Annotated in this window: 15 protein-coding genes; 10 read left to right on the top strand and 5 right to left on the bottom strand. The window is 71.1% G+C overall.

Features of this window, described 5'->3' with window-relative positions; all coding sequences use genetic code 11:
- Positions 1–12: 12 nt before the first annotated feature.
- Complete coding sequence (locus JF597_RS34110) at positions 13–234, top strand: DUF6191 domain-containing protein (protein WP_294004255.1); 222 nt, start codon at positions 13–15, stop codon at positions 232–234.
- Positions 235–255: 21 nt separating this feature from the next.
- Here the strand turns inward: JF597_RS34110 and JF597_RS34105 are convergent, their stop codons facing one another.
- Both JF597_RS34105 and JF597_RS34100 read right to left on the bottom strand, forming a co-directional pair.
- A complete protein-coding gene (locus tag JF597_RS34105) occupies positions 256–1,416 on the bottom strand; it encodes a PQQ-dependent sugar dehydrogenase (protein WP_294004280.1) in 1,161 nt (386 codons plus the stop codon).
- A 270-nt stretch (positions 1,417–1,686) separates the two neighbouring features.
- Positions 1,687–2,688, bottom strand: coding sequence for an aldo/keto reductase (locus JF597_RS34100; protein WP_294004252.1), 1,002 nt, complete (start codon positions 2,686–2,688; stop codon positions 1,687–1,689).
- 74 nt (positions 2,689–2,762) lie between these two features.
- Between JF597_RS34100 and JF597_RS34095 the strand changes: the two genes are divergently transcribed.
- The 6 genes from JF597_RS34095 (at position 2,763) to serA (ending at position 12,722) form a co-directional block, all read left to right on the top strand.
- Complete coding sequence (locus tag JF597_RS34095; protein ID WP_294004249.1) at positions 2,763–3,713, top strand: 2-hydroxyacid dehydrogenase; 951 nt, start codon at positions 2,763–2,765, stop codon at positions 3,711–3,713.
- Positions 3,714–4,177: 464 nt separating this feature from the next.
- A complete protein-coding gene (locus JF597_RS34090) occupies positions 4,178–7,114 on the top strand; it encodes an EAL domain-containing protein (RefSeq protein WP_294004277.1) in 2,937 nt (978 codons plus the stop codon).
- Between the two features lie 243 nt (positions 7,115–7,357).
- Positions 7,358–9,208, top strand: a complete 1,851-nt coding sequence (locus JF597_RS34085) for an acetolactate synthase large subunit (protein ID WP_294004246.1) — start codon at positions 7,358–7,360, stop codon at positions 9,206–9,208.
- A 30-nt stretch (positions 9,209–9,238) separates the two neighbouring features.
- Complete coding sequence (gene ilvN / locus JF597_RS34080) at positions 9,239–9,763, top strand: acetolactate synthase small subunit (protein ID WP_046726929.1); 525 nt, start codon at positions 9,239–9,241, stop codon at positions 9,761–9,763.
- A gap of 140 nt (positions 9,764–9,903) precedes the next feature.
- Positions 9,904–10,902 carry a ketol-acid reductoisomerase gene (gene ilvC / locus JF597_RS34075; protein ID WP_294004239.1) on the top strand — a complete coding sequence of 333 codons (999 nt, stop codon included), beginning with the start codon at positions 9,904–9,906 and terminating at the stop codon, positions 10,900–10,902.
- A 230-nt stretch (positions 10,903–11,132) separates the two neighbouring features.
- Positions 11,133–12,722 carry a phosphoglycerate dehydrogenase gene (serA, locus tag JF597_RS34070; RefSeq protein WP_294004236.1) on the top strand — a complete coding sequence of 530 codons (1,590 nt, stop codon included), beginning with the start codon at positions 11,133–11,135 and terminating at the stop codon, positions 12,720–12,722.
- Between the two features lie 65 nt (positions 12,723–12,787).
- Here serA and JF597_RS34065 read toward each other — a convergent pair whose 3' ends face one another.
- On the bottom strand, positions 12,788–14,305 hold the full coding sequence (locus JF597_RS34065) for an MFS transporter (RefSeq protein ID WP_294004234.1): 1,518 nt from the start codon (positions 14,303–14,305) through the stop codon (positions 12,788–12,790).
- 98 nt (positions 14,306–14,403) lie between these two features.
- Here JF597_RS34065 and JF597_RS34060 point away from each other — a divergent pair, with 98 nt between their 5' ends.
- Complete coding sequence (locus JF597_RS34060; protein WP_294004231.1) at positions 14,404–14,979, top strand: TetR/AcrR family transcriptional regulator; 576 nt, start codon at positions 14,404–14,406, stop codon at positions 14,977–14,979.
- Positions 14,980–15,005: 26 nt separating this feature from the next.
- Here JF597_RS34060 and JF597_RS34055 read toward each other — a convergent pair whose 3' ends face one another.
- Positions 15,006–15,647: a hypothetical protein gene (locus JF597_RS34055; RefSeq protein WP_294004228.1), complete on the bottom strand. Its 642-nt coding sequence runs from the start codon at positions 15,645–15,647 to the stop codon at positions 15,006–15,008.
- A gap of 40 nt (positions 15,648–15,687) precedes the next feature.
- A complete protein-coding gene (locus JF597_RS34050) occupies positions 15,688–16,986 on the bottom strand; it encodes a CdaR family transcriptional regulator (protein WP_294004224.1) in 1,299 nt (432 codons plus the stop codon).
- Between the two features lie 142 nt (positions 16,987–17,128).
- Between JF597_RS34050 and JF597_RS34045 the strand changes: the two genes are divergently transcribed.
- Positions 17,129–18,055, top strand: a complete 927-nt coding sequence (locus JF597_RS34045; protein ID WP_294004221.1) for a proline dehydrogenase family protein — start codon at positions 17,129–17,131, stop codon at positions 18,053–18,055.
- Between the two features lie 59 nt (positions 18,056–18,114).
- A complete protein-coding gene (pruA, locus tag JF597_RS34040) occupies positions 18,115–19,746 on the top strand; it encodes an L-glutamate gamma-semialdehyde dehydrogenase (protein ID WP_294004218.1) in 1,632 nt (543 codons plus the stop codon).
- Positions 19,747–19,811 lie beyond the last annotated feature (65 nt).

Here is a 19,811-nt window from a genome sequence, read left to right as displayed (position 1 = left end):
AGAGGAGGCACCGTGTTCAACATGTTCGAGGAGCTGTTCGCACCCGGCCGCAGACACACCCACGAGGAGCAGAAGCGGCTGGAGCTGACCCGGGAGGACGTGGGGGACACGGACCCCGGCCGCGGGCCGATAGACCTCTCGTCCGGCAAGGTCGTCATACGGCTCCCGCAGGACGAGCCTGCGGCGGAGTCCGAAGGGGAGCCCTCGGCGGACTCGGGGGACGACGAGGCGTGAGCGGCGCCCCCCCGGCCCCGGCTACTTCACCTCGAGCTCCAGGATCCGGTCGTCGCCCGGCTTCGGCCTGCCCCGTCCGTCGGTGTTGCTGGTCATCAGCCACAGCTTGTCGCCGCCTGCCGCCACGACGGTGCGCAGGCGGCCGTACTCGCCGGTGAGGAAGGCCTGCGGGGCCGCGGCCGCGTTCGTGCCGTCCAGCGGGATGCGCCACAGCCGCTGACCCTTCAGACCGGCCATCCAGATGACTCCGTCGACGTAGGCGATGCCGCTGGGGGAGGCGTCGTCGGTGTGCCACTGGGCGATCGGGTTGACGTACTTCGGGTCGGACGACCTGCCCTCCGCGTTCGGCCAGCCGTAGTCGCCGCCGGGCTTGACGGCGTTCAGCTCGTCCCAGGTGTCCTGCCCGAACTCCGAGGCGAACAGCCGCTGCCGGTCGTCCCAGGCGAGGCCCTGCACGTTGCGGTGGCCGTAGGTGTAGACGGGGGAGCCCGGGAACGGGTTGCCGGGGGCCGGGTCACCCTCCGGCGTCAGCCGCAGGATCTTCCCGCCGAGCGAGCCCTTGTCCTGCGCGAGGCCCCGCTGCCCGCTCTCCCCGGTCCCGGCGTAGAGCATGCCGTCGGGGCCGAAGGCGATCCTGCCGCCGTTGTGGATGAGCCCCTTCGGAATGCCCTTGAAGACCGTGTCGGGCGCGCCCAGCTGCTCCTTGGCCGGCTTGCTCTCGTCCCAGAGCATGCGGACGATGCGGTTGTCGGAGGCCGACGTGAAGTACGCGTAGATCATGTGGTCCGAGGCGAAGTCGGGGGAGAGCGCGATCCCCAGCAGCCCTCCCTCACCGGCCGCGGACACCCCGGAGACGACCCCCAGCTCCGTGGTCTTCCCGGTCTTCTCGTCGACCTTGCTGATCGTCCCGTCGTCCCGGTCGGACACCAGCAGCCCCGCCCCGTCCGGCAGCGGCGCCAGCCCCCAGGGCGACTTCAGCCCCTCGGCGACGGTACGCAGCACCTTCACCGACCCCTTGGCAGGCGCGGCGGACTCGGCGGCCCCGCCCGGCGCGGAGGCCCCGGAGGAGTGCGCCGCCGACGACCCCCCGGCCCAGGACGGCGTGGGCAGATCCCCACCACTGCCCCCGGAGGAACACCCCGCCACCAGCAGGAGTCCGGCCGCGGCCAACAAGGCGGGCACAGCTCGACGTCGCACGATCACGGTCCCTTCGAACAGCCCCCGGCTCCTCCGACCGACGGTAGTACAACGCGCCCCGTCAGGGGCGCGGGACCGCCGGGCGACTCATGACGCGTACGCCCGCTGCCGGCGCCCCGTCAGGGGTGCGGGGTTGTCCGGTGGCTGACGAATACGAACGCCCGCTGCCGGCGCCCCGTAAGGGGCGCGGGGAACTGCGCGACCAGCCCCCACGGCGCCGCACCGAACCACCGGCGCATCACGGCCATCGCCGTGCTAGTCCCAAGACCCCTCCGCAGCAGGCAACCCACCCAGCTCCGCCAGATCCTCCGCACTCAGCCGGACCTCCACGGACCCCGCGTTCTCGGCCACCCACCGCCCCTGCTTCGCCCCCGGCACCGGCACCACATGCGCCCCCTGCGCCAGCACCCACGCCAGCGCCACCTGAGCGGCGGTGACACCGTCGCCCTCCTGCCGGCCCGCCACCCTCCGCAGCCCCGCCACGATCGGCTGGTTCGCCGCCATCATCTCCGCCGTGAAGCGAGGGTGCCGCGCCCGCAGGTCGTCCGGCTCGAACCCCTCACCCGGCGTGAGCGTGCCGGTCAGGAAGCCGTTGCCGAGCGGCATCGCCGCGAGGAACCCCACCCCCCGCGCCGCGCACCACGGCAGCAGCGACTCCAGCGCCTCCGGCGACCACACCGACAGCTCCGCCTCCACCGCGCTCACCGGAAACACCTGCTGCACCCGCCGAAGCTGCCGCAAGGTCGCGTCGTGCAACCGCGCGCCGGACCTGCGCCCCCCGCGCGCCCCCACGGCGCACAGCCCCAGTGCCCGCACCTTTCCCGCCTGCACCAGTTCCGCCATCGCGCCCCAGGTCTCCTCGACCGGGACCTCGGGGTCGGCGCGGTGCAGTTGGTAGAGGTCTATGACATCGGTCTGGAGCCGGCGCAGCGACGCGTCGCAGGCCCGCTTCACGTATCCGGGACGGCCGTTGGCCACGATGTGCTGGTCGCCCACCAGCAGGCCCACCTTCGTCGAGACGAAGGCCTCCGCACGCCGCTCCCTGAGCACCCGCCCCAGCAGCAGCTCGTTGGTGAACGGACCGTACATGTCGGCTGTGTCAAGGAGTGTCACGCCCAAATCCAGGGCCTCGTGCACCGCTCTCAGCGACTCGTCACCCCGCTGCCGCGACCCGCTGTACGCCCAGCTCATCGGCATGCACCCGAGTCCGACGGCCCCCACCGCGAGCGCCCCCGCGCCGATCGTCCTGCGCTCCACCAGCCCGTGAACCTCCTTCTCCGGCCCCCAACCTAACCCGCCCGCGTCCGCACCCCTGACATAGCCTCCTGACCATGACCCAGGACGCATGGCTCCCCATCCCGCCCGACGAGTTCACGGATCTGCCCGAAGGGCTCAATTACCTCTTCTGGAACGGTGACCAGGAGTTCCCCGGCGACCCCGCCGACTGTGCCGTCTACGTCGTCCCCTACATGAAGCGGCAGGACGTGAAGGTGCGGCCGCTGGCGGCGATGTGGAACCTGCGGCTGATCCAGACCCTCACGGCCGGTGTGGACGACATGATCGCGGCCGGCGACCGCATCGTCCCCGGCGTGCCGCTGTGCAACGCGCGCGGCGTGCACGAGGCGAGCACCGCCGAACTCGCGCTCGCGCTCACACTGGCCTCCCTGCGCGGCATCCCGGGGTTCGTGCGCGCCCAGCAGCAGGAGCACTGGCAGAGCGGATTCCACCCCGCCCTCGCCGACAGGTCCGTCCTCATCGTCGGCTACGGCGCCATCGGTTCGGCCATCGAGGACCGGCTCGCACCCTTCGAGGTTGCGCGGGTGGCGCGCGTCGCGCGCTCCGGGCGCGCCTCGGCGCGCGGTCCCGTGCATCCACTCACCGAACTGCCGAATCTGCTTCCGGAAGCCGATGTCGTCATCCTTTCCACGCCCCTCACGGACACCACGCGTGGCCTGGTCAACGCGGGGTTCCTCGCACGGATGAAGGACGGCGCCCTGCTCGTGAACGTCGCGCGCGGGCCCGTCGTGGAGACCAAGGCCCTCCTGGCCGAACTGGAGAGCGGCCGCCTCACCGCCGCCCTGGACGTCACCGACCCCGAGCCGCTGCCGGCCGGGCACCCCTTGTGGCAGGCGCCCGGAGTCCTGATCAGCCCTCATGTCGGCGGCCCCACCTCGGCCTTCCTGCCGCGCGCCAAGCGCCTCGTCACCGAGCAGTTGAACCGTCTCGTGAACCAGGAGCCCCTGCGGAACGTGATTTTGACGACGGGATCCACCGACAACTGACCATCACGGCAATACGCGTGTAATCCGCTTCCGGTACGGTCCGCGACCTTCCGGGTGCGGTGCGTGCGCGCATAGCCCCTGGCCGTCACGGAGCGTAGAGAAGCTATGTCCCTGAGTGACGAGACTGGTGTATCGTCCCGGAAGGGGCTGCGCCGCGCACCTACGGCGCCGGGGATGGACATTTCAGATTTGTGAGGGGGGCGACGGGCGATGCACGGCCTATGGACGAACGATCCGACGCGGCGGAGCCGCCGGCGGCGACCCTGGCGCACGGCTGCGCGCAGACGCGGCCACCACACCAGCCATCACCACCACCGGCACAGCGGACGCAGGAGGCACCCCCACCCAGCGCTCCGGGACCCGCGGGACCCGGGAGTGACGTGCACCGGGAGCATCCGGTGACCGCGTCCACGCCTGTGACGACCACCCTCCCCGGAGCGCTGCGGGCACAGCCTCCGGCGGGGATGCCGCACCCCCGGCCGCCGGCCACCGGCGGCGGGACCGGCATGGTCCGGCAACTCGTCCTGGCCCTGATCTGCGCGGGATACGCCGTCGGTTCCGCGTTCGACTGGGGCTCGAACCAGATCGCCCTGTTCATGGGCGACTTCGGTCTGACCGCGGCCGCCGGCACCGCCGCCGTGTCGTGCTTCCTCTACGCCCGCTCCCCGCGGGTCCGCTTTCGACCCGCCTGGCTGCTGTTCGCCCTCTCCTCGGCGATGGCGGCCCTGGGCAACGCGGTATGGGGGTGGTACGAGGTCGTGCTCCAGCGGCCCGTGCCCAGCCCCAGCTACGCCGACCTGTTCTTCCTGTGCTTCGCGCCGCCCGCCATCGTGGGTCTGCTGGTGCTGGCCAAGCGGCCGGTGACCAGGGCCGGCTGGATCTGCCTGGCGCTCGACGCCTGGCTGATCGGCGGCTCCCTGCTCACCCTGTCGTGGAGCCTCGCGCTCGCCCAGGCCGCCCGGTTCGACGGGCCCAGCGTCGCGCACACCGCGCTCTCGCTGGCGTACCCGCTGCTGGACATCGCCCTGGTCAGCATGGTGCTCGCACTGCACTTCCGGCGCTCGCCCGGCAACCGCACCGCGGTGAACACCGCGATCGGCGCCCTCGCCCTGACCGTGATGTGCGACGCCCTGTTCACCTCGCCGCTGCTGCACAGCAGTTACCGCTCCGGCCAGCTGCTGGACGCGGGCTGGTTCGCCGGTTCGCTGCTGCTCGCGTACGCCCCCTGGGCCGCACCCCGGTCACAGGGCGCCCAGGACCCCGAGGGGCACACGCGCGTGGTCCACGAGCACGTGCCCGGCGGCCGTGCCCAGGCGCCCAAGCAGCCGCCGGCGCCCGCCCCGGGAGGCGACCACAGCCGATACCCGGCCGGCCGGCCGATCACCGGCTCCCTGGCCGCGCTCACCCCGTACCTGGCCGCCGCCGTGTGCACCCTTGGCATCCTCTACAACGTCCTCAACGGCCGCAGTCCGGACCACGTCGTCCTGATCACCGCCGGCTGCGTGGTCCTCGCGCTCGTCGTGCGCCAGGGCATCATGCTCCTCGACAACATCACCCTCACCCAGGAACTGGCGCAGCAGGAGAACCACTTCCGCTCCCTGGTGCAGGGCTCCAGCGACGTCATCATGATCGCCGCGCCCAACGGCATCCTCCGGTACGTCTCCCCGGCCGCCGCCGGGGTCTACGGCCGGACCGCCGAGGACCTGGTGGGCTCGGAGCTGGCCAACCTGATCCATCCCGAGGACCTGGGCTGTGTGGTGCACGAGGTGCGCCGCTTCCTCGCCGCGAAGCCCCAGGAGGAACCCACCACCCGCATCGAGTGCCGGTTCCGGTCCGGCGAGGGCGGCTGGCTCAACGTCGAGTCCACCGTCAACCGCCACCACGGCGGCCTCATCTTCAACAGCCGGGACGTGACCGAGAGAGTGCGCCTGCAGGCGCAGCTCCAGCACAACGCCGAGCACGACCCGCTCACCGACCTGCCCAACCGCGCCCTGTTCACCCGGCGCGTGCAGCAGGCCCTGTCCGGCCGCCGCTCCTCCGACCGGGGCCCGGCCCTCAGGAACACGGCGGTGCTCTTCATCGACCTGGACGGGTTCAAGGCCGTCAACGACACGATCGGGCACCAGGCCGGGGACGAACTGCTCGTCCAGGCCGCGCGCAGACTCCAGGACGCGGTCCGCCAGGGCGACACCGCGTCCCGGCTGGGCGGCGACGAGTTCGCGGCGCTGATCGTCGGTGACGGCACCCGTGACCGCAGTGCCCGGGAGCGGCACATCCTGGAGCTCGCCGACCGCCTCAGGGTGACCCTCTCCCAGCCGTACGCCATTGACGGCAACGATGTCCGTGTCAACGCGTCCATCGGTGTCGCCTTCGCCGAACCGGGTCTCGGCGCGGGCGAGTTGCTGCGCAACGCCGACCTGGCGATGTACCGCGCCAAGTCGGCCGGAAAAGGCCGCGTCAAGCTGTACAAGCCGCAGATGCAGCAGGACGTCGTACGCAAGGCGGAGCTGGCCACCCGGCTGCGGGCTGCCCTGCACGACGGCGAGTTCGCGCTGCTGCACCAGCCGGTGGTGTCCCTGGAGAACGGCCGGATCGAATCGGTCTCCGCGCAGGCGCGCTGGCGCTCCTCGCAGGGGGTGCTGTTCACGCCGGCCGAGTTCCTGCGGGTCGCCGAGGACAGCGACAAGACGGCCGAGCTGGACCGGTGGATCCTCCAGGAGGCGGTCGAACAGGCCGCCGAGCGGGCCGCGAGCGGGCTCGTGGTGCCGGTCGCCGTCCGGACCTCCGCCCGGCGGCTGCTCGACCGGTCCTCGCCGCTCGGCTCCGTGGAGGCCCTGCTCACCCGGCACGGGCTGCCCTCCGGGGCGCTGCTCCTGGAGCTGTCCGACACGGACCCCCGGGTCCCGCTGGACGAGCTGGAGCGGCGGCTGACCACGCTCAGCCGGCACGGTGTCCGGATCGCGCTGGACGGCTTCGGCAGCGGCTACGCGGCGATCACGGCCCTGCGCAAGCTCCCCGTCGACGTGCTCAAGCTCGACCGCAGCCTGGTCGAGGGGGTCGTCGAGTCGGCCCGGCTGCACAAGATCACCAGCGGGCTGCTGCGGATCGCCTGCGACCTCGGCCTGCAGTCCGTGGCCGAGGGCGTGGACCTGCCCGAGCAGGTCACGGCGCTCCGCGCGATGGGGTGCACGCACGGGATGGGCATGGCGTTCTCCGGCCCGGTGGACGAGTACCGGCTGCGCCGGGCGCTCGGATCCGGCCACTACCCGGTTCCGCACGCCCCGGCCGAGCCGGCCTTCGCAGGGAGCGGCCCGGGGGTGTACACCGGTGGTGTGCCCGCCGTGCTGGGAGGCGGAAGTGCCCTACGCTCACATAATGAGACTCCCGTCCCACCCGCTTGACACGTGGTGCGCGTCGGAGGGAGGGTCAGTCCCATGCGCACCCGAATTCTCGTACTTGGACAGCGCGTCGGCTGAGCTGGGACCCACCGGAGGACGATCCGGAATCCCCAGCGACCACACCGGCGCGCTCCCCTCGCTTGCCTTTTGGCACGAGGGGTTTTTTGTTGCACCAGCACCAGACGTACGGCGGCGAAAATCCGTACGAACCTCGCAAAAACCCTCAGCATCGAGAAGAGAATGCCGATGACCGAGCAGAGCGCCGCGGCCCACCATCCGCAGCCGCGGCCCCGTTCCGGAGGACAGCAGACCCCGACCGTCGAGCACGTCACGGGTGCGAAGTCCCTCATCCGCTCGCTTGAGGAGGTCGGCGCTGACACGGTATTCGGCATCCCCGGTGGCGCGATCCTGCCGGCCTACGACCCGCTGATGGACTCCACCCGGGTGCGCCACGTCCTGTGCCGGCACGAGCAGGGCGCGGGGCACGCGGCCACCGGCTACGCGCAGGCCACCGGCAAGGTCGGCGTCTGCATGGCGACGAGCGGCCCGGGTGCGACGAACCTGGTGACGCCGATCGCGGACGCGCACATGGACTCGGTGCCGCTCGTGGCGATCACCGGGCAGGTCGCGTCCTCCTCGATCGGCACGGACGCCTTCCAGGAGGCGGACATCGTCGGGATCACCATGCCGATCACCAAGCACAACTTCCTCGTCACCAAGGCGGAGGACATCCCCCGGGTGATCGCCCAGGCGTTCCACATCGCCTCCACCGGCCGCCCCGGCCCGGTCCTGGTCGACATCGCCAAGGACGCCCTCCAGGCGAAGACCACCTTCTCCTGGCCGCCGGTCATGGACCTGCCCGGCTACCGCCCGGTGACCAAGCCGCACGCCAAGCAGATCCGCGAGGCCGCCAAGCTGATCACCTCCGCGAAGCGGCCCGTCCTCTACGTCGGTGGCGGCGTCATCAAGTCGCACGCCACCGCCGAGCTCAAGGTCCTCGCCGAGCTCACCGGAGCGCCCGTCACCACCACCCTGATGGCGCTCGGCGCGTTCCCCGACAGCCACCCGCTGCACGTGGGAATGCCGGGCATGCACGGTGCGGTCACCGCCGTCACCGCGCTGCAGAAGGCCGACCTGATCGTCGCCCTCGGAGCCCGCTTCGACGACCGCGTCACCGGCAAGCTGGACAGCTTCGCCCCGTACGCGAAGATCGTCCACGCCGACATCGACCCCGCGGAGATCGGCAAGAACCGCGCCGCCGACGTGCCGATCGTCGGCGACGCCCGCGAGGTCATCGCCGACCTGATCCAGGCGGTGCAGAAGGAGCACGGCGAGGGCCACCAGGGCGACTACACCGCCTGGTGGAAGGACCTCAACCGCTGGCGCGAGACCTACCCGCTGGGCTACGACCTGCCCGACAACGGTTCGCTCTCGCCGCAGCAGGTCATCGAGCGCATCGGGCAGCTCGCCCCGGAGGGCACGATCTTCGCGGCGGGCGTCGGCCAGCACCAGATGTGGGCCGCGCACTACGTGCAGTACGAGAAGCCCGCCACCTGGCTGAACTCCGGCGGCGCCGGAACCATGGGCTACGCGGTCCCGGCCGCCATGGGCGCCAAGGCCGGCCAGCCGGGCAGGACCGTCTGGGCGATCGACGGCGACGGCTGCTTCCAGATGACCAACCAGGAACTGACCACCTGCGCCCTGAACAACATCCCGATCAAGGTCGCCATCATCAACAACGGCGCTCTCGGGATGGTCCGCCAGTGGCAGACCCTGTTCTACAACCAGCGGTACTCCAACACGGTGCTGCACTCCGGGCCCGACGACGTCAACCCGGACGCCCGCGGCACCCGGGTCCCCGACTTCGTCAAGCTGTCGGAGGCCATGGGCTGCTACTCCATCCGCTGCGAGTCCCCGGACGACCTCGACAAGGTCATCGAAGAGGCGAACTCCATCAACGACCGCCCCGTCGTCGTCGACTTCATCGTCCACGAGGACGCCATGGTGTGGCCGATGGTCGCCGCCGGCACCTCCAACGACGAGATCCTGGCCGCCCGGGACGTCCGCCCCGACTTCGGCGACAACGAAGACGACTGAGCGAGAGACGTAAGAGAGAGACGCAGAAAAATGTCCAAGCACACGCTCTCCGTCCTGGTGGAGAACAAGCCGGGCATCCTCGCCCGGATCGCGGCCCTCTTCTCCCGCCGCGGCTTCAACATCGACTCGCTCGCCGTCGGGGTCACCGAGCACGCCGACATCTCCCGCATCACGATCGTGGTGAGTGTCGAGGCGCTGCCGCTGGAGCAGGTCACCAAGCAGCTCAACAAGCTCGTCGAGGTGCTCAAGATCGTCGAACTGGAGCCGGGTTCGGCCGTTCAGCGGGAACTCGTTCTGGTGAAGGTGCGCGCAGACAACGAGACGCGCTCCCAGATCGTCGAGATCGTCCAGCTGTTCCGCGCCAAGACCGTCGACGTCTCCCCGGAGGCCGTCACCATCGAGGCGACCGGCAGCAGCGAGAAGCTGACGGCCATGCTCAAGATGCTGGAGCCGTTCGGCATCAAGGAACTGGTGCAGTCCGGCACCATCGCGATCGGACGCGGGGCCCGTTCGATCACCGACCGGTCGCTGCGCGCCCTCGACCGATCTGCGTAAGGCTTGAGCAAGGCTCGACACGGGCGGCCGGCGCTCCTTCCGGCTCGGCGGCCGCCCGTATGTCGAGACCCCGAAACTTCCCTTCCGCCCGCCGTCATACGGTGGGACGCAACACCTGCACACCAAGGAGAGAACCCAAAGTGGCCGAGCTGTTCTACGACGCCGACGCCGACCTGTCCATCATCCAGGGCCGCAAGGTCGCGGTCATCGGCTACGGCAGCCAGGGCCACGCCCACGCGCTGTCGCTGCGCGACTCGGGTGTCGACGTGCGTGTCGGTCTGCACGAGGGCTCCAAGTCCAAGGCGAAGGCCGAGGAGCAGGGCCTGCGCGTGGTGACCCCCTCGGAGGCCGCCGCCGAGGCCGACGTCATCATGATCCTCGTCCCGGACCCGATCCAGGCCCAGGTCTACGAGGAGTCCATCGCCCCGAACCTGAACGACGGCGACGCCCTGTTCTTCGGCCACGGCCTGAACATCCGCTACGGCTTCATCAAGCCCCCGGCCGGCGTCGACGTCTGCATGGTCGCCCCCAAGGGCCCGGGCCACCTGGTGCGCCGCCAGTACGAGGAGGGCCGCGGCGTGCCCTGCATCGTGGCCGTCGAGCAGGACGCCACGGGCAACGGCTTCGCGCTGGCGCTGTCGTACGCGAAGGGCATCGGCGGCACCCGCGCCGGCGTCATCAAGACCACCTTCACCGAGGAGACCGAGACCGACCTGTTCGGTGAGCAGGCCGTCCTCTGCGGTGGTACCTCCGCCCTGGTCAAGGCCGGTTTCGAGACCCTGGTCGAGGCCGGCTACCAGCCGGAGATCGCCTACTTCGAGTGCCTGCACGAGCTGAAGCTCATCGTCGACCTGATGTACGAGGGCGGCCTGGAGAAGATGCGCTGGTCGGTCTCCGAGACCGCCGAGTGGGGCGACTACGTCACCGGCCCGCGGATCATCACCGACGCCACCAAGGCCGAGATGAAGAAGGTCCTCGCCGAGATCCAGGACGGCACCTTCGCCCGCAACTGGATGGACGAGTACCACGGCGGTCTGAAGAAGTACAACGAGTACAAGAAGCAGGACTCCGAGCACCTGCTGGAGACCACCGGCAAGCAGCTGCGCAAGCTGATGTCCTGGGTGAACGAAGACGCGTGAGCCCCAGGTGACAGGGCCGGGGCGAACCGCCCCGGCCTTGTTGTCCGCCCCGTCGGATCTCGGACGGGTGATCCTTCCGCAGAGGCGCAGGACGACCTCGGTCACGCCACTACACTGCCGTCATACATACGCGTCAGGCCCACAGCGTCGTGCGTCTCCACGCGGCTAGCCAACCTCCACCGCCTGCGGCCGTCGGGACGGCCGTCCGCATTGGACATGTGAGGACTCACGTGAGCTCGAAACCTGTCGTACTCATCGCTGAAGAGCTGTCGCCCGCCACCGTCGACGCGCTGGGCCCGGACTTCGAGATCCGGCACACCAACGGAGCGGACCGAGCCGAACTGCTCCCCGCCATCGCCGACGTGGACGCGATCCTGATCCGCTCCGCCACCAAGGTCGACGCCGAGGCCATCGCCGCGGCGAAGAAGCTGAAGGTCGTCGCACGAGCCGGCGTCGGCCTGGACAACGTCGACGTCTCCGCCGCCACCAAGGCCGGCGTGATGGTCGTCAACGCCCCGACCTCCAACATCGTGACCGCCGCCGAGCTGGCCTGCGGTCTCCTCATCTCCAGCGCCCGCCACATCCCGCAGGCCAACGCCGCGCTGAAGAACGGCGAGTGGAAGCGCAGCAAGTACACCGGTGTCGAACTCGCCGAGAAGACCCTCGGCGTCGTCGGCCTCGGCCGCATCGGCGCCCTGGTCGCGCAGCGCATGTCCGCCTTCGGCATGAAGGTCGTCGCGTACGACCCCTACATCCAGCCCGCCCGCGCCGCCCAGATGGGCGTGAAGGTGCTGTCGCTGGACGAGCTGCTCGAGGTCGCCGACTTCATCACCGTGCACCTCCCGAAGACCCCCGAGACGGTCGGTCTGATCGGCGACGAGGCGCTGCGCAAGGTCAAGCCGTCGGTACGGATCGTCAACGCCGCGCGCGGTGGCATCGTCGACGAGGAGGCGCTGTACGCGGCGCTCAAGGAGGGCCGGGTCGCCGGCGCCGGCCTCGACGTCTACAGCAAGGAGCCGTGCACCGACTCCCCGCTCTTCGAGCTCGACCAGGTCGTCTGCACTCCGCACCTCGGTGCCTCCACCGACGAGGCCCAGGAGAAGGCGGGCATCGCGGTCGCCAGGTCCGTCCGCCTCGCCCTCGCCGGCGAGCTGGTCCCGGACGCGGTCAACGTCCAGGGCGGTGTCATCGCGGAGGACGTCAAGCCGGGCCTGCCCCTCGCCGAGCGCCTCGGCCGCATCTTCACCGCGCTCGCCGGTGAGGTCGCGGTCCGCCTCGACGTCGAGGTCTACGGCGAGATCACCCAGCACGACGTGAAGGTGCTGGAGCTGTCCGCGCTCAAGGGCGTCTTCGAGGACGTCGTCGACGAGACGGTGTCGTACGTCAACGCGCCGCTGTTCGCGCAGGAGCGCGGGGTCGAGGTACGGCTGACGACCAGCTCGGAGTCGGCCGACCACCGCAACGTCGTCACCGTGCGAGGCACCCTCGGCAACGGCGAGGAGGTCTCGGTCTCCGGCACGCTGTCCGGCCCGAAGAACCTCCAGAAGATCGTCGCGGTCGGCGACTACGACGTCGACCTCGCGATCGCCGACCACCTGCTGGTGCTGCGCTACGAGGACCGGCCGGGTGTCGTCGGCACCGTCGGCCGCATCCTCGGGGAGTCCGGGATCAACATCGCCGGTATGCAGGTCGCCCGTGCGGCGGCCGGCGGCGAGGCGCTGGCCGTGCTCACCGTCGACGACACGGTGGCCTCCGGCGTGCTGGCCGAGGTGGAGGCGGAGATCGGGGCCACGTCGGCTCGTTCGGTGAACCTCGTGTAACAGCCACTTCTGCGAACGGCGGGCGGGCTGACGCAAATCAGCCCGCCCGCCGTTCGCATGTCCTGCTACTCACCGAGCTTCCGCAGCGTCACCCCCGCACCCACCGCGGCCAGCGTCAGCAGCACCGCCCCCGCGATCGCCGCCCCCTGCATCCCGCTGGTGAACGCCTCCCGGGCGGTGCGGGTCAGGGCCTCTCCCGCGGGCCCCGGCAGCCGGCTTGCGGTGGCCAGCGCGCCGCCCAGCGTCTCGCGGGCGCCGGCCGGGGCCGTGGCCGGCATCTCGTGGCGGTAGACCGCCGTGCCGATCGAGCCCAGCACCGCCATGCCGAGCGCACCGCCGAACTCCGAAGCCGTCTCCAGCAGCGAGGACGCCGTCCCGGCCCGTTCCACCGGTGCGCCGGTCATCGCGAGGTCGGTCAGCTGGGACATGATCGCGACCATCCCGCAGGCGAGGACGCCGGCGCCGACCAGCACCAGCCACAGCGAGTCGGTGCCGATCAGGGCGAGCAGCACGAACCCGGCCGCCATGGCCGCGAAGCCGCCCGCGACGACGTACCCGCGGTCCGCGCCCCGCTGCACCAGCTGCGCGGTGAGCGGCCCCGCCGCCCCGATGAACACCGAGGGCAGCAGGCTCCACAGCGCCGCCGCGAGCGGGCTCATCCCGAGGACCGACTGGAGGTACTGGGTGGTGAAGATCGCCGAGCCCATCATGGCGAGCGAGGCGACCAGGTTCAGGGCCAGCGCCGGGCTGAAGCCCCGGCCCTTCAGCAGGGCCGGCGGGATCAGCGGGGAGCCGGTGGTGCGCTGGCGGTGGACGAAGAGGGCGGCGAAGAGCAGGCCGACGGTGACCGAGACGATGTAGAGCGGGTGCCAGCCCTCGGAGGGGATCTCCTTGACGCCGTAGATCACGGGGAGCACGGCGGCCATCGAGAGCGGGACGCTCAGCCAGTCGAAGCGGCCGGGGGAGGGGTTCCTGGACTCCGGGAGCAGGAACGGGCCGATGAGCAGGAGCAGGGCCATCGCCGGGAGGTTGACCAGGAAGACCGAGCCCCACCAGAAGTGCTCGACGAGGATCCCGCTCATCACCGAGCCGAGGGCGATCCCGCCCGTCATCACCCCGGACCACAGGCCGATCGCCTTCGCGCGCTGGCCCGGGTCGGTGAACATCGTGCGCAGCAGCGCCATCGTCGACGGCATCAGGGTCGCGCCGCCGATGCCGAGGACCGCGCGGGCGGCGATCAGGGTCCCGGCGCTGTCCGCGTACGCGGCGAGCAGCGAGGCGCCGCCGAAGGCCGCGGCCCCGAACAGCAGCAGGCGGCGGCGGCCGATGCGGTCGCCCAGCGCGCCCATCGTCATCAGCAGGCCGGCCAGGACGAAGCCGTAGATGTCGAGGATCCACAACTGCTGGGTGCCGCTCGGCGCCAGGTCCGCGCCGATCGCCGGGAGGGCGAAGTAGAGGACGGAGACGTCCATCGAGACCAGCAGCAGCGGAAGCATCAGCACGCCGAGTGCGGTCCATTCACGGCGCCCGGCAAGGGATGTGGGCTCGGGTGTGCTCGTGGTCGTGCTCGTCGGGTTCGTCATGCCAAGGAATGTACGGGCGTCTTAAACGCTTGTCTAGAACGAATGTATAAGCCATGCGTCTAGGACGACTGTATGGATCCCGGGGTAGGCTGGCCGGCATGGGACACCGTGAGGATCTGCTCGAAGGCGCCAAGCGCTGCCTGCTGGAGAAGGGGTTCGCGCGGACTACGGCGCGCGACATCGTCAAGGAGTCGGGGACCAACCTCGCCTCCATCGGCTACCACTACGGGTCCAAGGACGCGCTCCTCGCCCAGGCCTACATCGCGCTGGTGGAGGAGATGTCCTTCGAGGGCGGCGACGGGGGGCTGACCGGAGCGCCCGGCTCCCTCGAACGGTTCCGCGAGGTCTGGACGAACATCGTCGGCAGCATGCGCGAGCCCGGCACGTTGTGGCGGCTGAGCGTGGAGATCATGGCGATGGGTGATCAGATGCCCGAGGTGCGGGACCAGTTGGCCCGCGCCCAGCGCGAGGGCGGCCGCGGACTGACCTCACTGATGATGGGCGTACCGGAGGAGGAGGTCTCCGACGAGACCGCCGACACCCTCGGCCGCTTCTACATGACCCTGATGTCCGGCCTGATCTCCGCCTGGACCTTCGACCCGAAGACCGCACCCGACGGCGACGCGCTCACCGCGGGACTGCGCCAGATCATCGAGGCCGCGAACCGGAGTTGACGCGCCGCCGGCGCCGGTGCGTCGGGTCAGCCGAGCGGGTACGTGATCACGGCGCGGGCCGGGAACCGGAGCGTGTCGCCGTACAGCGGTGACCGCTCGACGGTGACCCGGACGCCGCCGGCGGGGTCGTAGTACCAGAGGGGGCTGCGCAGGGTGGGGCCGCACAGGCCGTCCGGGAGCTCGTACGGCTCGCCGGCCACGCCGACGCCGCCGTGGCGCTCGTCGAACAGGCCGGCGTCCGGCGGCACGATGCCCGAGCCGCGCAGGAAGTCCGGGAGCAGGCCGCTGCGGAAGGACAGGGCGGCCCTGCCGTTCCGGGTGAAGTAGTGGACGTCGGCGGCGTCGGCGGGGACCGGCGTCCCGTGGACGAGGATCCGGCCCGGCAGTCGCTGCTCGCTTCCCGCGCAGGCCCGTTCGTCGCCGAGCGGGTGGGGCAGGTCGTCCCGGAAGAGCCAGACGGCTCCCGCGGCGCACCCCGCGAGGGCGAGCGCCCCGATCCCCAGCGCGGCCGCCCGGCGGCCCGGCCCGAGCTGTCCGCGCGCCCCGCTCTTCTCGGCCGGCGCCGGCGGTTCGGCCGCCTCGCCCTGCCGTGTGCCCGGACCCGACTCACCCACGTCCGCCCCCGCCGACATCTTTGATGTGAACACGCACATGAACAGGCGGAGCATACGCCGACCGGCATCCGCCCACGGCACCGAAAGGCGCACCTCAGGCGAGCCGGGCCCCCTTCAACGCCATGTGCAGGAGCAGGCGGTCCTCGCCGTCGTCCAGGTCGAGACCCGTGAGCTGTTCGACGCGGGACAGGCGGTAGTACAGGGTCTGCCGGTGGATGCCGAGCGCGGATGCGGTGCGGCCCGCCTGGCCCGCGTGGTCGAGGTAGACCTCGGCGGTGCGGGCCAGCTCGTGGTGGGCCGGGGTGAGCAGCGGGGCCACGGCGGGGTCCTGCGCGGCCTGCGAGGGCAGCGCGGTCAGCAGGCGGTACGGGCCGATGTCCGCCCACTGCGCGACCGGCCCGAACCGCGGCTCCGCCAGCGCGGCACGGGCGGCCGCCGACGCCTCCTGCCAGACCGCGCCCAGCCCGGCCAGCCCGGTCCGGGCCCCGCCCACCCCCGCGGCGCAGCTCTGCGCCACCGGGACCGGTCCCGCGAGCCCCGCGGCGACGGCCGCCGCCGTCCGGGCCCCGGCCCCGCGTGCCGCCGCCGACCGGGCCTCCTCCGCGTCCCTGAGCAGCCGGGCGGCGGCGGTCAGGGCGGGCGTGGCCGTGTCCGTGCTGCGCAGCCGGACCAGTACGGCGAGGCTGTGGCCCGTCGCCCCCCAGGGCAGGGCGCACAGCGCGGTGGCGTGCGGGACCGTGCGTGGGGACGGGGCGTCGTCCGGGTCGGCGGACGGCCAGGGGGCGACGCAGACCAGGGTGTGCGGGGCGTCCGCACGGGTGCCCAGGGCCGTGCGCAGATCGGCCACCGCCATGTCCCGCTGCCAGCCGCCCTCCGCGACCAGCACCGCCCGCAGCTCCCGGCCGAGGCCCGCCCCCGCCTGCGCCTCGTCCGCGAGCAGCGCGCCGATCCGCCCGGCCACCCCCATGGCGGCGGCCAGCTGGGCGTCCGTCGGGCCCGGATCGGAGTCGAGCAGCCACACATAGCCGAGGACGACACCCCGATGGCGTACCGGCAGGCAGATCCGCCCCCGGTACACGCCGGCCTCCGGGGTCGGCGGGATCCGGACCGGTGCGGTCGCCCGGGTGATGCCGAAGCCCTCGAACCAGGTACGGACCGCCGCCGTCGAACGCCGGGTCAGGATCGAGCGGGTGCGGACCGGGTCCAGCGCCGACGGATCGAGGTCGCCCTCACTGTCGTACGCCCCGAAGGCGATCAGCTCGAAGTCGCGGTTCTCCAGGGTCGCCGGGACGCCCAGCAGCTCCGAGATCTCGTCGACCAGCTCCTGGTAGTCACCCTTGAATTCCGACGTCACCCGGGCATTCTCCCGCAATTCCCGACCGCCTTCATACATCTGTCTGAGATCCGCGGCACGGATGCGTGACAGCTGTCGATGGCCCACGATCGGAGGGATCCTTAACTTTCACGGTGGTTCCCCGTGCCGTATCCAAATCGTCGGATCGCGGCCTGTCTGGCATGTGTTGTGGAGGTGCCCCGTGCTGGGTCCCGTGATTCTCGCCGCGTCGCGCAGCGACCGGATGCGACGTCTGATCTCGGCGGCCCCGGTGACGAAGCAGGTCGTCGACCGCTTCATCCCCGGGGAGTCGGTCGCCGACATCGTCCCCGTCATCAAGGAGCTCACGGGCCGCGGCCTGGAGCTGACGATGGACGTCGTCGGCGAGGACATCACCACCGCCGAGCAGGCCGGCGCCGCCCGGGACGCCTACCTGACGCTGGTCGACCGCCTGCGTGAGCTGGGCCTCGGCGAGCGCGTCGAGATGTCGGTCAAGCTGTCCATGTTCGGCCAGTCCCTCCCCGGTGGCCACGAGCTGGCCCTCGCCAACGTCCGCCCGGTCGTCGAGGCCGCCGCCGCGATCGGCACCACCGTCACCCTCGACGCCGAGGACCACACCACCCTCGACTCGATGTTCGCCATCCACGAGGAACTGCGCCGGGACTTCCCGCAGACCGGCTGCGTCATCCAGGCCTACCTCTTCCGCACCGAGGCCGACGCCCGCCGCCTCGCCGACTCCGGCAGCCGCGTCCGCCTGGTCAAGGGCGCCTACAAGGAGCCGGCCGAGGTCGCCTACCAGCAGAAGCACGAGATCGACAAGGCGTACGTGCGGGTCCTGCGGACTCTGATGGAGGGCGAGGGGTACCCGATGGTCGGCTCCCACGACCCGCGCCTGATCTCCATCGCCCAGGAACTCGCCCGGCGCGCCGGCCGCAAGCCCGACGAGTACGAGTTCCAGATGCTGTACGGCATCCGGAGCGACGAGCACCTGCGGCTGGCCGCCGAGGGCCACCGGATGCGCGTCTACACCGCCTACGGCACCGACTGGTACGGCTACTTCATGCGCAGGCTCGCGGAGAAGCCGGCGAACCTGCGCTTCTTCCTGCGCTCGATGGTCAGCAAGGGCTGAGCCCCACCAAGCCGCGACAAGCCTCAACACCCGCTCACGTACAAGGAGTTACGGATCCCATGGACGCTGTGACCCAGGTCCCCACGCCCGTCAACGAGCCGGTGCACGGCTACGCCCCCGGCTCCGCCGAGCGCACCCGCCTGGAGGCGAAGCTCAAGGAGCTCGCCGAGAACCCGATCGAGCTGGCGATGACCATCGGCGGCGAGAAGCGGCTCGGCGGCGGCGAGCCCTTCCAGGTCGTGCAGCCGCACAACCACAAGGCCGTCATCGGCACCGGCCGGCACGCCACCCAGCAGGACGCCCGCGATGCGATCGACGCGGCCCTCGCCGCCGCGCCCGCCTGGCGCGCGATGTCCTTCGACGACCGCGCCGCCATCATCCTGCGCGCCGCCGAACTGCTCGCCGGCCCCTGGCGCGAGACCATCGCCGCCTCCACCATGCTCGGCCAGTCCAAGACCGCCCAGCAGGCCGAGATCGACTCGCCCTGTGAGCTGGTCGACTTCTGGCGGTTCAACGTCCACTACGCCCGCCAGATCCTGGCCGAGCAGCCCCCGGCCAACTCCCCGGGCGTCTGGAACCGCCTCGACCACCGCCCGCTGGAGGGCTTCGTCTACGCGATCACGCCGTTCAACTTCAGCGCGATCGCCGGCAACCTGCCGACCGCGCCCGCGCTGATGGGCAACGTCGTGGTCTGGAAGCCGTCGCCGACCCAGACGCACGCGGCCGTGCTGCTCATGCAGCTGCTGGAGGAGGCGGGTCTGCCCAAGGGCGTCATCAACCTCGTCACCGGTGACGGCATCGAGGTGTCGAAGGTCGCCCTCGAGCACCGGGACCTGGCCGGCATCCACTTCACCGGCTCCACCAAGACCTTCCAGTACCTGTGGAAGACGGTCGGCAACAACATCGAGAAGTACCGCTCGTACCCGCGCCTGGTCGGCGAGACGGGCGGCAAGGACTTCCTCGTCGCCCACCCGAGCGCCGACCGGGCCGTCCTCAAGACGGCGCTCACCCGCGGCGCCTTCGAGTACCAGGGCCAGAAGTGCTCGGCGACCTCCCGCGCCTACATCCCCGCGTCCATCTGGAACGACGGCTTCCGCGAGGAGTTCGCCGCCGAGGTCGACTACCTGACCATGGGCGACGTCACCGACCTGTCGAACTTCATCGGGGCCGTCATCGACGACCGCGCGTTCGCCAAGAACAAGGCCGCGATCGACCGCGCCAAGACCGACCCGTCCTGCGAGATCGTCGCGGGCGGCTCCTACGACGACTCGGTCGGCTACTTCGTCCGCCCGACGGTCGTCGTCTGCGACGACCCGGAGAACGAGGTCTTCCGCACCGAGTACTTCGGCCCGTTCCTCGCCGTGCACGTCTACGAGGACGACCAGTACGACGAGATGCTGACCCCGATGGAGTCGGTGTCGGACTACGCGCTCACCGGCTCGGTCATCTCCAACTACCGTGCGGCGGCCGCGTACACCATGGAGAAGCTGCGCTACGCGGCCGGCAACTTCTACATCAACGACAAGTCGACCGGTGCCGTCGTCGGCCAGCAGCCCTTCGGCGGCGGCCGCGCCTCCGGCACCAACGACAAGGCCGGCGCCCCGCAGAACCTGCTGCGCTGGACGCTGACCCGCGCGATCAAGGAGACGCTCGTCGCGCCGACCGACTACACGTACCCGCACATGGGCTGACCCTCAGCCCCCCGAGCACGGGCCGGGAAGCCTGACCCACGAGCAGGCTTCCCGGCCCGTTCCCA

It is taken from the genome of Streptomyces sp. (assembly GCF_019510245.1).
In the GTDB taxonomy this organism is placed as follows: Bacteria; Actinomycetota; Actinomycetes; order Streptomycetales; family Streptomycetaceae; genus Streptomyces.
This window is presented reverse-complemented; position numbering and strand designations above follow the sequence as displayed.

Excerpts from the sequence above, each read along its gene's own strand:
- JF597_RS34095 (WP_294004249.1), top strand. The coding sequence starts at position 2,763 with ATGACCCAGGACGCATGGCTCCCCATCCCGCCCGACGAGTTCACGGAT.
- JF597_RS34090 (WP_294004277.1), top strand. The coding sequence starts at position 4,178 with ATGCCGCACCCCCGGCCGCCGGCCACCGGCGGCGGGACCGGCATGGTC.
- JF597_RS34085 (WP_294004246.1), top strand. The coding sequence starts at position 7,358 with ATGACCGAGCAGAGCGCCGCGGCCCACCATCCGCAGCCGCGGCCCCGT.
- ilvN (WP_046726929.1), top strand. The coding sequence starts at position 9,239 with ATGTCCAAGCACACGCTCTCCGTCCTGGTGGAGAACAAGCCGGGCATC.
- JF597_RS34065 (WP_294004234.1), bottom strand. The coding sequence starts at position 14,305 with ATGACGAACCCGACGAGCACGACCACGAGCACACCCGAGCCCACATCC.
- JF597_RS34060 (WP_294004231.1), top strand. The coding sequence starts at position 14,404 with ATGGGACACCGTGAGGATCTGCTCGAAGGCGCCAAGCGCTGCCTGCTG.
- JF597_RS34055 (WP_294004228.1), bottom strand. The coding sequence starts at position 15,647 with ATGCTCCGCCTGTTCATGTGCGTGTTCACATCAAAGATGTCGGCGGGG.
- JF597_RS34050 (WP_294004224.1), bottom strand. The coding sequence starts at position 16,986 with ATGTATGAAGGCGGTCGGGAATTGCGGGAGAATGCCCGGGTGACGTCG.
- pruA (WP_294004218.1), top strand. The coding sequence starts at position 18,115 with ATGGACGCTGTGACCCAGGTCCCCACGCCCGTCAACGAGCCGGTGCAC.